At 56.8% G+C, this 12422-nt stretch carries 8 protein-coding genes; 4 read left to right on the top strand and 4 right to left on the bottom strand.

Annotated features, from left to right (window positions below):
- The first annotated feature begins 1580 nt into the window (after window positions 1-1580).
- From AD944_RS02465 to AD944_RS02445, 4 genes are all read left to right on the top strand, one after another.
- On the top strand, window positions 1581-4085 hold the full coding sequence (locus AD944_RS02465) for a MobA/MobL family protein (RefSeq protein ID WP_045543324.1): 2505 nt from the start codon (window positions 1581-1583) through the stop codon (window positions 4083-4085).
- Window positions 4086-4579: 494 nt separating this feature from the next.
- A complete protein-coding gene (locus tag AD944_RS02455) occupies window positions 4580-5218 on the top strand; it encodes a hypothetical protein (RefSeq protein WP_045543326.1) in 639 nt (212 codons plus the stop codon).
- Between the two features lie 64 nt (window positions 5219-5282).
- Window positions 5283-5930, top strand: a complete 648-nt coding sequence (locus AD944_RS02450) for a hypothetical protein (protein WP_045543327.1) — start codon at window positions 5283-5285, stop codon at window positions 5928-5930.
- Window positions 5927-6574 carry a hypothetical protein gene (locus tag AD944_RS02445; RefSeq protein WP_045543328.1) on the top strand — a complete coding sequence of 216 codons (648 nt, stop codon included), beginning with the start codon at window positions 5927-5929 and terminating at the stop codon, window positions 6572-6574. The genes AD944_RS02450 and AD944_RS02445 overlap by 4 nt, the downstream gene beginning before the upstream one ends.
- Window positions 6575-6968: 394 nt before the next feature.
- On the opposite strand, the gene AD944_RS02440 is transcribed toward AD944_RS02445, so the two are convergent.
- The 4 genes from AD944_RS02440 to AD944_RS02425 are packed head-to-tail and all read right to left on the bottom strand — an operon-like array spanning window position 6969 to window position 12075.
- A complete protein-coding gene (locus tag AD944_RS02440) occupies window positions 6969-7802 on the bottom strand; it encodes a TIGR02391 family protein (RefSeq protein WP_045543329.1) in 834 nt (277 codons plus the stop codon).
- Entirely contained in the window at window positions 7771-8628 is an 858-nt protein-coding gene (locus tag AD944_RS02435; protein WP_045543330.1) for a hypothetical protein, read from the bottom strand. Before AD944_RS02435 ends, AD944_RS02440 begins: the two co-directional genes overlap by 32 nt.
- Before the next feature lie 59 nt (window positions 8629-8687).
- On the bottom strand, window positions 8688-10958 hold the full coding sequence (locus AD944_RS02430; RefSeq protein WP_045543331.1) for a S8 family peptidase: 2271 nt from the start codon (window positions 10956-10958) through the stop codon (window positions 8688-8690).
- Window positions 10951-12075, bottom strand: coding sequence for an AAA family ATPase (locus AD944_RS02425; protein WP_045543332.1), 1125 nt, complete (start codon window positions 12073-12075; stop codon window positions 10951-10953). The genes AD944_RS02430 and AD944_RS02425 overlap by 8 nt, the downstream gene beginning before the upstream one ends.
- Between the last annotated feature and the right edge of the window lie 347 nt (window positions 12076-12422).

Below are 12422 nucleotides of genomic sequence, written 5' to 3'. Positions count from 1 at the left end.
AGGTTATAACCACACCGCACAAAATTCAGGATAGTCCCCCCGTCAGGTCCATTATCAGTTTTTGGTCACATCAGACGCCAGTCTGGTGTAGGATCCCCGCAGCTACATTCCCCATATGACGGTCATGAGAGCTTAACCCCCTGTCTGAAAAACCGGGTCCACCTCTCCCCGTAATTCCCGGACTGCCTGCCCGCTGGCGTAACCGGTGTCGACGAGAACGGTTTTCGGAAGACCGATCGTGTCTTCCATCGACAGCACCGTGTCGCCACCAGGCTCGCCGGACAAAGATCAAAAACAACCAGAAACCACTCACCATTCAGACACACGCAAAAAACCTCCCACGCTCTGAAACTACGTCCCAACCGCGAATCATCATCTGAAATCTCAAAACCGCTCAGGCACGTTCGACACCACGTTCGATTTCTGCCGACGTTCGCCATCATCGTAAAAACCACACGACGCTAAGAACCTACGGCTCAATCGCGAATCATCATGTAAAATCCCGAAACCTCTCAGGGATGTACAACATCACGTCAGAAACCTGCTGTGTTCCTGAACGCGAGCCCTGAAAATTCGCACGCGTCGAATCTACGGCTCAATCGCGAATCGTCATGTGAAATCCAGAAACCTCTCAGGGACGTACAACATCACGCCGAAAACCTGACGTGCTCCTGAACGCTACCCCCCAAAACTTCGGACGCGTCGAATCTACGGCCCGATCTCGAATCATCATGTAAAATCCAAAAAACGCTCAGTCACGTTCAACATCACGCCGAAAACCTGCTGTGTTCCAGAACGTAGGGCCAGAAACTTCGCACGCGTTGAATCTACGGTCGAATCCCGAATCATCATGTGAAATCCCGAAAACGCTCAGTCACGTTCAACATCACGTCGGGAATCCGAAGCCCATCATAAACAGACAGAAAACCTCCCTACATTCTGAAAAGCACCAGAAACCGCTATATTCCTGAACGTGCGACAGGTTTCTACGGAAAACCCATCAGACCCGATTCCGGGAAAACCACCCCGCAGAAAACCGCCATATTTCAGGCCCAGAAGCCGTCTGGCCCAACCGCCTGACAGAGACCACAAGAGGGCCCGGAGATGCCTCACACGGGCCTTAAAAACCGCAGAAAACCGACATTCCCAGTCATAAGGGAGGTCTGGATGAACGAGGATCAGAAGTCAGACCGCTAAGACACGTTCAAAAGCTTCACCCTATGACTGGGAAACTATCAAAAAGGCACGATAACAGGTTTTTGCCGCGAGGCAGCAAAAACCGCATGAAAACAATATTATACAATATCTTCTCCTGCCGTGCCCTGCCGGTGGCGTCAGCATCCTCTCGGATGCGTCACTTCTGATGCACGCGTCACCCGGGGTGCCGCGCCGCTGCCTCTCAGGCGGCGGCAGTGCAGATCGTCCAGAGGGTAACGACTTTCGACATTGCGAGATAATTGGGCCGGAAAATGGGACGTTGGAAAATCCGCTCACGGCGCGACGCTGGCAGTCGATTATGTTTGCTTCATACGATCACGGACCTAATCTGACAGAAAAGCTGATCATCAGGACCGGGCGCCATGGAACAGCGAAATCGTATCACGAGAAAAACAGGAACTCAGTTTGAGACACCCGTGGAAGTCTTCACACTGTCCCGGGAGGTAGCGATTCAGAGGATCATATCGCGCGCCCAGGAGCGGGAACAGCGTGACACTCCGAATCTCACCAGCAACCTTCTCTCAGGAAATGCCCGGCACAACAGTCGATCCGGGCTGCTCGCGATGGTGTTAAGAAAGGCTATGGAGACCCAGGGCAGACAGATCAAAAATCTTCCATCCATCCGTGTGAGAGCTCCTGACACGGGCGGTACGCCATTTCATTTCGCCTGCAGCTTCGTGAGCAAATCCCACGCGGCATCTTCCCGAGCGAAAAAGGCAACCCAGGGAAAAAATGGGCGATCTTCTGGAGATCGGGAGAGGGGCGCCAATAGAAAATCAATAAAAACAAAACAGTCCGGGAAGGGAGCCGACAGAACCACGGATAAAGAAAACACCCTCGACAGGCATCAGCGTTACATCGAACGGGGCGCCGCTTTGCAGGAAGGGCGTCGCATTGACCTCCGGAATGAAGATTCCAATGCCATTTCGGCGTCCGTGACCAGCCTGGGACAAAAAGTGGGGAATGGCCGGGGCGTGGCAGAGACCAAGAAGAAGTCCGATCATTCCCGCGGCGAAAGTGCTTCGCCGACGTTAATGCAGGCCTATATCGAAGACGCAGCGAAAACAGCTACCATTACAGCCAACGCCACAACCGGCATGACAAATTCATTCGGTACGATCGGAGCCACGCCCGAGGAGAGGGCAGAGTTCTGGCGTCTTACGGCAGAAGCCGCCCCGAAAAATGGTCGGCTTCAGAACCGGATGACCCTTGAACTTCCTCATGAGGCCAGTGACGAAAGTCGTTTCCTGATCATGCGTGAATTTGCGTACGAATTTGAAGAAGCGGGCGTTCCTTACTGGGTCGCAATTCATAAACCGACCAGCGGCAATGACACACGGAACTACCATGCGCATGTCGTCTACGGTCCACGACCGGCCAGAAAGATCATCAATCCCGCCAGCGGCAATCTAGAATGGGATTTCTCTATCGTTGACAACTATATTTCAAAATGCGGTCATCGCAGGGTCCGCAGACCTTATAAGCAAACAAAGCCAGACTGGGTCTATGACATCAACAATGTCAAAAAACGTCGCATAAGATTCGCAGAAATCGTCAATCGGGTGATGAAGGAGGAGCAATCCTCCGTCCGTTACGATCCGCGATCCTACGAGGCCATGGGGCTCGATGTTGCTCCCATGCGAAATGTTCGCAGGGTCGTCGCCGATAAGGCCAGAGGTGCGAAGTTTGTCGTGATGGATGCCGAATGGACGCGACGAATGATCGCCCAGGAGATTATGGCCGTTGCAGAGCGTCGGGACATGGCGTGGGCCAGAATCCAGGATTCTGAACACGAAATTAAATTGGCTGCGAAAGGATATTCCCGAACCCGCAGAGGTAACAAACGGCTGCCGGTGTCGGTATGTCTTTCGGAACATGATGTGCTGTCGAGCGAGAAAAGCCGCCTCGTGCTGGCCGACCGACGCAGGATTGAGAGAGACAGGCTCAGCCGCCGCGTGCGGAACGAGGCCACGTTGCGAACCCTGACTCTGATTATCAAGGTGACCGATACCTGCCGCCCATCAGGTTCAAGAAAGCCCATGATGAGTCTGGACCCCGATATCAGCATCGACGATCTGAATCTGCTGCATGCCGCCGCACAGCACGAACTGGAACTTCATGTCGTCAGAATGAAGGAGGGAGATCGTAAAGAGAAACGACAGGATAGGTTCTTTTCGGCAAGATGGAGAGATGCAGCTGAGAGCATCCCTTTTCAGGACGATGATGAAAAATCGAAGCCCAAGCCCAATACCACGGTCTTTCCGGAAAACAGTATCGAAGAGAACAGAAAACGAAGACGGGAACGACCGACAGACCTCGACCCGTTCGGTAACGGGGACCGTTACGATCACGTCACCCCCGTCACGCCCGGTATGCAGAAGAGCATGGACAGGATGACTGATGAATACCTGTCCGGGATTGGAGACGAAACGGGACTTGCACATCGGCTTCTGCAGGAAAGACTTCGCGCAAAAGCGCAGAAAAATCGCCTTATGCTTGAAATGACGTTAGCTGCCCGCGAAAAATTGAGAAAACGAGACGACGAGGAGCGTCGCGCCTATCGTGCGGCCCAGGCTGCAAGGCAGGAAAACAGGCAACAGAAGAATTTTCTACCTGATGAAAAAGTGGATGACGACATCGATATAGGAGGTACTGATTCGCGCGACTGCGTTTCACAGGAGCAGAAGACGCCGCCACTCCCGGATCAGACTTCGGTTATCGAAAAAAAGGAAAACGAAACGAATATTTCAGATGTTTTTCAGTCTCAGGCAGAGAGAGAAAAACAGGAGCAGATTGAAAAGAAGAAAAAGGCCAGACGCAATGCGATTTTGCGTAAAAAACGGAAGGACAGAGGATTAGGTATGTAATATTACGTGTGTGCATCCTGATGGATGCTTTTTTCATAAAGTCTTTTTTGTTATAACTGTTCCATCCACACTGTTCTTTATCTGATCTGGTTTTCTTTCGGCTTCGCGGGTTGAGGACATTGGCGTCCTCACCCCAGAGCGGCCTGCGGCCGAGCGTTCGTGCTTCGAACAAAAGAGGTTTCCTCTCTCCCTCTGGGGGTCTCACTCTTTTCGAGATCTCTGATCATGAATTCTTACAAATCCGTCGAACCGGGCTGCGACCCGGTCGACAAGCTATACGATGCAACTGCCGTGCTGAACGGGGTTGTCCTTCCTTCTCTGCGAGAGATCATCAGGTCTCCATGCTCCGGTCTGCATGACCCTCGCCTTGAAGGCATCCTGGTCATCGTCACGCTGGTCGCCGCGAACCTAGAGCGCGCATTCGCGCAGAGCCTTGCTTCCTCAGGGCCGTCACCTTCCGCTGTCCAGCACTCCGCTGCAGAGGAGTGCATGGCATGAGACATGAGCTTCAAAACAGTTCCGGTCTGACGATCAGAATTGTCAGCCTCGTGCCCGGAGTTGAGTCTCTGCGGCCTGAACCGGCGTCGGGCGCGAGGACCCGCGAAACGGTCTGGGCCGTGTGCCTCTACGATCTCCGTTTTGCCATGGAGACGGAACAGCCGCTTCAGTCTGAGCATTTCGCACTGTGGTTCCCGCAAGACCAGCCCGTTTCTGTAAAAATGCAGGACGCCACCGGCCCCGGGATACTTCTGCCTGCCAGCGACCTGCTCCGGGCGGAAATTCTCGAACGACCCGGCCCATCAGTTGTCGACGAAGAAGACGGGGCTCTCAGTATGCAAGGCCGTTCGCCTGATGTTGTTGTCCTTGCCGACGAGCGTGCGGCGCACTGGATCATCCCGAACACAACGGACCCGGTACGCTACATCCATTTCGTTTCCGTAGTCCGCATGCTGTTTCCCGAATTGAGCGGGGTGCCGGACGCCATCGATGCACTCGGACACCACTATGGCTTCACCGCAACGGGCGGAGCCCACCCCGGCTCAGCCATTGCACGGATCCACGTCCTCGCACGCATCATCGAAAAATTGCTGGCTGAGCACTCGCTTGATGAACTGCTCGGGTTCGTTCCCTGATCCTGCAGCTTACTGCGGCCTGAATCAGGTCGCAGCAATTCCATTCTTTCCGAAAGACAAAGTCATGCTTCTTACCACATGCCCGTCATCCCCGACGGGCCGGCCCTTCATCGCGCGCTCTTCGTTCCTTGAACCGACCGACGCCGATCTTCATTTGTACCGCACTCTGGCGATGAAGTTGCGTGTGCAGCCGCCATCCAGTCTGTTCCGATATCTGTTACCCCAGGGCCAGCACCTCGTGCATCTCGGTGATCGTCCCTCATGGGTCTGGGCCAACCTCCTGAAAGTCGCTCAGGCGAAATGGCCCGACCTTCCGCCATACGGTAACATCGCCTCGGATGGCACACGTCTGAACTCCACGGTCGAGAGGATCGTGTATGAAGCGATTGTGCCAGTCGTTCCCGATGACGTCGCGATTGATCTTGAGGCTGCCATCAGTTCCGACAGCCAGAGGCGGTTTCATTCAGACATCGCGATCCGGCTTCGGTCGCATGTCCAGCACGTCGAAATTGTTGGAGCGTGTGGCTCTGACCGTGTCGTGAGAAACGCCTGGGAAGAGAAGTTGCTGGCTCAGTTCGATCGCCGTCTTCTGGTCTACGAAGCAGCCCGGATTCAGCCCGAGGTCTGGTATCTGGACCAGATGCTTGAACCAGACCGGCTGAGACAGCGTTTTCTGCAAATCGTCGCCGGCCTGCGGAAGCGGGTGTCGTGACGGCGCGTCCGGTTCACCTGCCGCGCTGGCCCGCAGGTCGTCTTTGCCTGATCGATCTGATTCCTCAAAACCTGGGGGTGCCGTTTCACGGCGCTCCAATCATCCTCTCTCATCGGGAGGGTTTTTTCGAGGCGGGATCGTCAATGACGTGGATCTCGGACTGGAGCCAGCGGCGCGGGTGTCTTGAAGAAACACTGGACGACGCGGGACAACCGCACCTGACAGTCAACGACAGCCTGTTCCGTGGACTGATGCCGTCAGGACGTGCGGCACCGCTGATTTTCGGCGGATACCACATGCATTTTTTACGGCAGCTCCTCGGAGGGCCGCATGACCATCCGCCCTACGATTTATGCCTGTACACAGGAATCCGGCATTTCTGCCCGTGGATCTCCGATTTTGGGTTGCAGCTGGCTGCTCTCGAACTTGTTCCGGAAAATATCCATCTGATGACCCGCGCAGGTCCCTCGGCACGACAGGCCTGCGCGGAAACGCTGCTAGACCTTCTCCTTCACAAGGCGCCAGCCAACCAGCTGGTGGCCCTTTCGGGAGTCCGTGTTCCGCCCCCGCCTGATGAGGAGCCGTTCGCGGGAACGCCCGGCTGGCGGTGTATGACGTCCGGGCATGTTTTTACGGCGGATTAGGTGCGCGATGGGGCCGCATCCATTCTCCTGTCGCGGATGGCCCCTTGATGGTCATCCGGCGGCAGGTGGGTTGCGCCTGCCTCTGCGCGCGCGTGCATCAGGCACGGGAACGGCCGTTTCGTTACGCATCCCGAAAACAGGGCGTCTGTCGAAAACCAGAAGATAATGACAATCCGCCGCTTGCCGCGAAATTTGACCCGAAAGAGTTCACTTCATGAGGATAAGTCTGTAACCTGGACAGAAGCTCCGGCAACCACGCAGACAGATCCAGACAGACTGCTTTCGCCCTCATGTCGGGCATGCGTGCTTATGAATAGCTTTCCATAAAGCAGACATAGGCAGGACGACCTTTCTCGGGCGCGTTTAGGCCGGAAGTGGTCTGTCGACCTGATGACTAGGCTCTGCGCGGCATGGTGGCCTTGTCCAAGCGTCGATGGACCAGCGAGACCATAGAAAGAAGGTCCTCGGCGTCCTCGCGCTCCATAGCCCAGTAAACGCGCGGCGCGTGCGCTGCCGGGTTCCGGAACATGCCGAACAGCCCCCGCACCAGGTTTGCGAAGCCACGCTGCTCACTCTTCTCGTTTTCGTTCTGAAGAGAGTTGATCGCCAGCATCGGAAGGTCGCCGCTAAGCGCGCGGTCAACCAATGCGGAGCCGTCGTCCATCAAGCCGGTACGCGAGCGGATTTTGTCGCCCACGCTCTTCGTGGCCTCAAGGACCGCGTGGAAGTAGTCGGCGACAAGTAGCTCAGAACGGCAGAAGGACAGCACGTCAGGGTGCACACCTCGTCGGACGAGATCCTCGCGCATCTCGCGTGCCCGCCGCTCTGCGTCGGGGATGGTGGTTGCCGTGTCGGTTGCGCCGAGAATGCCTTCCGCGTTCACCTTGAGACCGGCAAAGGCGAGGGCGGTGTTCACCTTCATGCGAAGCGGCTCATAACGCTGAGGGTTTTGAAGATATCGCTCGGGCCTCATAGCCTTCCGGATGAACGCGATCACTCCGACACGGTCCCCCCGCTCGTTCTGGCTGGTCGCGAAGGCATTATGAAGGCGATGGCGCTTCGTCAGTTCCGGAGACGGATCAGCCATCTTCGCGACACTAAGAAGATGGCTGATCTCGCTGCCGGTTAACCCGTCAGCAGTATCGCCGAGCGCGGCAGCGATGGCCTCCATCTGACTTTGAGAGAAGGTCGCCACGTTACGGGAACTGTGCCCGGCTGATGCGGTCATGCTCCGCCATCAGATAGCCGAGGTAGCTGCGGATCAGGTTGCAGTAGAGCTCGGCATCTCCGCGCGGCATTTCGGCCGTGTTCGTGATGTCGGCTCCGTGACGGACGCGGCCGCCGGTAGGCGAGGAAAGGAAGCCGTACAGCGTGGTCATCCACCCCACAACCTGCTCAAGAACCTGTCCCCGATGCTGGCGTCGGAGTTCACCTGTGATCCTGTTAAAATATTTCTCCTCAATGGTTCCTGATCCCGCATCTAGCCCGCGGAAAGCGGTTGATACGGTTTCCAAGAGCCAAAGAATTTCCGAGACCGCTTGTCGGCCGCGTCCCTCCCTAAGAAGTTGTTCCGATTGATCAAGCGATCGCTGGATGAGTTGTTGCGCTTGCTCATCGAGGGACGGCTGCCGCTCCGGCTTGATGATCGGTACCTGCATGCCGGTAAAGACAAGATTAGGCGGCTGGATCGCGTAACCGGTCTCTGCCTCCGATAAAATGCGGTTTAGCTGTCCAATTGTTGGGAAACCCCAGTTGGGCTCTTGCTCCCTCAGCTCGACACATGCCTTGCAGAATGCATCGATAAAGAGAGGTGCGTTCTCGGCCGCCCCCTGCATGAGGTTCGCGAGATCACCCTCAGCCCAGCTCAAGGAAGAGCTCGTATGGCTGGGAAGCCCTGCTGCGCCGGCAAAACGCGCCTTGAAGAATTCAATTACGTTCCAGCGGTCGCCCTGAGACGCGACCCTCGAGATAAGGTCGTCGAATTGATTGATGACTATCGAGGGGAGAGGATCACCGGGAGCCTCGAACCGCCATTCATTCGGGAAGGTAAGCATTGTTTATTTTAACACGTGGTTGCTGATCTGTCGCGTTAGTCGGTATCCTTACCTCATCGTCAAAGTTCTTCATTGTCGATACCGAGATCAGAGTCGACGAGGGAGGTTTCGACGAATGCGCCAAGCTGATCCCGAAGCTCATTAAACACATCGTCGTTCTCGTCGCCTGTGCCGACGGACAGGACAAATACTGTTTCGAGCGGTGGAATTTCGTCGGCCGTGCTGAAATTGTAATGATAGAGATCGCGCGGGAAGATTCGCGCATAGACCCGGAGCGTGTCGCCCTCGAACCCAACGCCGCGAAAATCGCGGCGGTGTTGGCGGATTGGGCTCCATTTATGGTCGATGGCCCGTGCGGCCTGTTCAGTTACCTTCCCGGTATCCAGCGCCCCGAGAAGATTGTTGAATTTCACCTCGCCCTTGTCCGTAACGCCGCGCTGGAACTGCAGCGCAGTTTCCAGGCGCACGCCAAAATAATTAGGCCCGGCAAACTCCGAGACCATCGGGTGTGGATTAACGATCGCCGTCAACGCGCCGCTGCCTTTAAGCTTGCCCGACTTGCGTAGCGACGCGGGGATCGGTAGCTCCCAGTGAAACGCAGCGCCAGGCCGCAAAGCGGCCGTCCATTGCAGGGTGACGAAACCCGGGCGGCATTCCCACGGCATGGCTTCGACGCGGGGTGTACCGAAACCGATGGATGGATCGTAAATCCCGCCGTCTGCGTGATGCAGCAGCAGCGCCTTAACCAGATCGGGAGATGCGTCGCGCAGACGGTGCATAGTGTGCGCCGCCAGCGGGCTGGTAAGGGCCGTCGCGAAGCTCGCGCCTTTGATGACGGCGCCGCCGAGCGCCCGCACATGCGAATAATGCGACAGGTCGGGTTTGAGCATGGAGCAAGGCCCCGGTCCAGCAAGACTGACCGGGCAGGCGTCGGAAGGTGCACCATTGGCGTCGTGAAGGCGGCCGCTCACGGTGATACCGGCTTCGCAGTCCGCTGGCGGCTGAAGGCAATTGCCGGGCTTATTTCCTATGGAAATAACCGGTAGAACGCGGTGTTTGCGAGCAATTACGGCAATGTCGTGACCAAGCGGGCTAACGTGATCGCACTCGCAATCGACAGGCTGGTTCAGTGAGAAGTTCCATACCCGCGTTTCGGGATTGGCCGCCATGATCGCGTCGAGATAGACGATGAATGCCTGCGGATCGAAGAACACCCGCGCGCCACGCTTCGGGACGGCCTGGACGGTGCCGATCTGACAATAGAGTGGCGGCAACGTGAGATTGTTGTTCCAGTCATGGCCCTGCACGACGAGCGACGTCACGCGGTTCCCATGAACAGTATCCGCGTCGCGGTCGGGGAAGAAGGGCGGTGCACGCCATGCTTCGGCCGGTCGGTAGGATGTGGCCGTGAGCCCGCCATCGACTACACCCACGATGGGGAGGTGCTTTATATTTTGCGGCAGAGGCCGATCCGGCTCACGCCCTTTGCCGGGTGATGTCGAACCGATGGGCTGGACCGGCTCAATGCGGAACACCGTGCCCGAACCCACCAATGCATTCAACGCTACGGCCGAGGGAAGGATGACCGTCGTGCGAGCGCGCTGGGTCTGCCGATATTCGCGAAGTGCGATATTGATCCGGTCACCGGTCGTAGCGACGCTGCGCAACGAACGACGCAATGGCGCGGGGAGATCGGCAGCATTGAGATCGAGATTTTCGAGCAAGGCTGGTGCGGGCGCGATCGTGCCGTCACGCAGCGCCGCGAAATCGCGCATGACCTCCTCGGAGGCGACCTCTTCCTTCATTGGCATAAGCCAAACAACAAACGCCCGGCCACCTTCGATTTCCGGAGCCGCTTCCCATAGCTTGTCGAGCGACGGCGCAGCCGCCGCATCATTGCTATTGAAAAACCGTACAGCTTCAACGCGCGAAATATCCACCTGCTCTTTGATCTGCGTGGAATTACGTACGAGCGCAGCATAGCCCGCCAGCGACTTTGCTGGCATTTCGAGAAGATAGCCGGTCCGATACGGTGCGATCAGTCGGACACCATGCGTTGGATGGAAGAGGTCTGAGGGCGTCCAACTGGTGGCGAGCGAATCATCGAACATCGCGGCATACACCACCACCCGCCCGCCAAAGCTGGGGCGTTTTCCAGCAGAATTGGCCATCTCGGTGAATTGTTCGGCGAGCACCTTGCGCTGCCGGGGGAGGCGTTCGACCATGATGTTGCTGGCCGTTTTGCCGCCACCGCTGACGCGCGCGGGCTTGGGAGCGCGCATGAAGCGCAGGACCGGATTGAGAAGCGGATTGTTCTGCGGATCAGCCATGTTCCGCCTCCTTCAGGTAGCGATGCACCATCTGCCGGCTCACCCCGACAATTTCCCCGATCTCGGCTTGGCTGACATCTCCAATCTCATCGAGCATCTGGGTAAGGGCTTTTTTATCGGCAGTGTCCAGCTCTCGATTATCCAACAGCTGCGGGCTGCCGGCACGCGAACCACGCACGGCCATAAGGATCTGGCTCAGGCTAGGTTCGCGATTGCCTAGAATGGCACGACGACGCGCTGCTAAGGCGATGTTTTCGATGTCCGCACCGTTCAGGCCTTCCGACACCCGTGATAATAACAGCGCGTGATCGCGATGCGTATCTCGATCCTGGTAGAGGAAATGCTGCCACAGACTCGTGCGGACATCCTGATCGGGCAGACCCAATTCGACCTTATACGGGAACCTGCGCCAAATTGCCGGGTCGAGCAGATGTGGATGGTTGGTGGCGCCTATCGTCACCACATCATCAGTTAGCGAATCCAGACCCTGCAGCACGGTATTAACGACACGCTTTAGCTCGCCAAGCTCATGGCGGTCGTCACGGATTTTCGCCACCGCATCCATTTCATCAAGGAAAAGCACGGCGTTACGCGCTGGCACAAAGTCGAAAATCTCGCGGATATTCTTGGCGGTTTCACCCAGTCGCGACGAGATCAGCGAATCAAGCCGCGCGATGTAGAACGGCCGTTTGAGCGACGCGGCGATGTGCCCGGCCAACAAGGTCTTGCCCGTGCCGGGCGGACCGTAAATTAAAAGGCCGAGACGCGCAGACACACCCTTTTGCGTCAGCAGGTCAATATGCTGTGCATCTTCAATAAACTGGGAAACCGTATGGCCTGCTTGTCCGCCCATCATAACGGGGGTGGTCGGCCACTGGCCTTCTTCGATCAGTGGCAACCGCGAGCCCGCATCGCGTGGCAACGCCTCAGCATAACCGGACGCCTGTAGCGGCACGCCGCGCCTACGCAGCAAACTTTGCAGAGCTTTAGCTCCCTCTATGTCGTTTTGCTCCGAAAGGCCTTTGGCAATCTGAACACCGAGCCGACGAACGCCGGTGTAATCAGCTGAAAGAGCTGCTTCAATGAGTGCGGATATGAGAGATTTGTCAACTTCCATGACTTATGCGTGGCCTATTTGGTATGAGATGTCAACTTAAAACGACGTTTCGTAAACTTATATATTAACTCTTCTCGACGCCGATCGTGCGGCCCCATCTGCGCCGCGACGCGCCGGAGATCGGCCGCGCCTAGCCGATGCCACTCGCAGAGTTCGGCCTCGCCGGCAGCAACACGCTGGCTTATTATACGCTGCCTCAAACCAGTGCGCTGCCACGCTGGTTGACGGCAGTCGGTCCGGCTTGGCTATCGTCAGCTTTTGTGAGAACCGGATATTCGCGGTAGCTGATCTGAACGACCGGCTTTGGTCGATAGGCGTCATGAACATGGGCGCAGGGTATGGCGGCT

This window comes from Acetobacter tropicalis (assembly GCF_001580915.1).
GTDB classification, from domain to species: domain Bacteria; phylum Pseudomonadota; class Alphaproteobacteria; order Acetobacterales; family Acetobacteraceae; genus Acetobacter; species Acetobacter tropicalis.
The sequence above is the reverse complement of the archived record's forward strand: the minus strand, read 5'-3'. Positions and strand labels throughout refer to the sequence as shown.

Coding starts and splice junctions, on each gene's coding strand:
- AD944_RS02465 (WP_045543324.1), top strand. CDS start 1,581: ATGGAACAGCGAAATCGTATCACGAGAAAAACAGGAACTCAGTTTGAG.
- AD944_RS02455 (WP_045543326.1), top strand. CDS start 4,580: ATGAGACATGAGCTTCAAAACAGTTCCGGTCTGACGATCAGAATTGTC.
- AD944_RS02435 (WP_045543330.1), bottom strand. CDS start 8,628: ATGCTTACCTTCCCGAATGAATGGCGGTTCGAGGCTCCCGGTGATCCT.
- AD944_RS02430 (WP_045543331.1), bottom strand. CDS start 10,958: ATGGCTGATCCGCAGAACAATCCGCTTCTCAATCCGGTCCTGCGCTTC.
- AD944_RS02425 (WP_045543332.1), bottom strand. CDS start 12,075: ATGGAAGTTGACAAATCTCTCATATCCGCACTCATTGAAGCAGCTCTT.
- AD944_RS02450 (WP_045543327.1), top strand. CDS start 5,283: ATGCTTCTTACCACATGCCCGTCATCCCCGACGGGCCGGCCCTTCATC.
- AD944_RS02440 (WP_045543329.1), bottom strand. CDS start 7,802: ATGACCGCATCAGCCGGGCACAGTTCCCGTAACGTGGCGACCTTCTCT.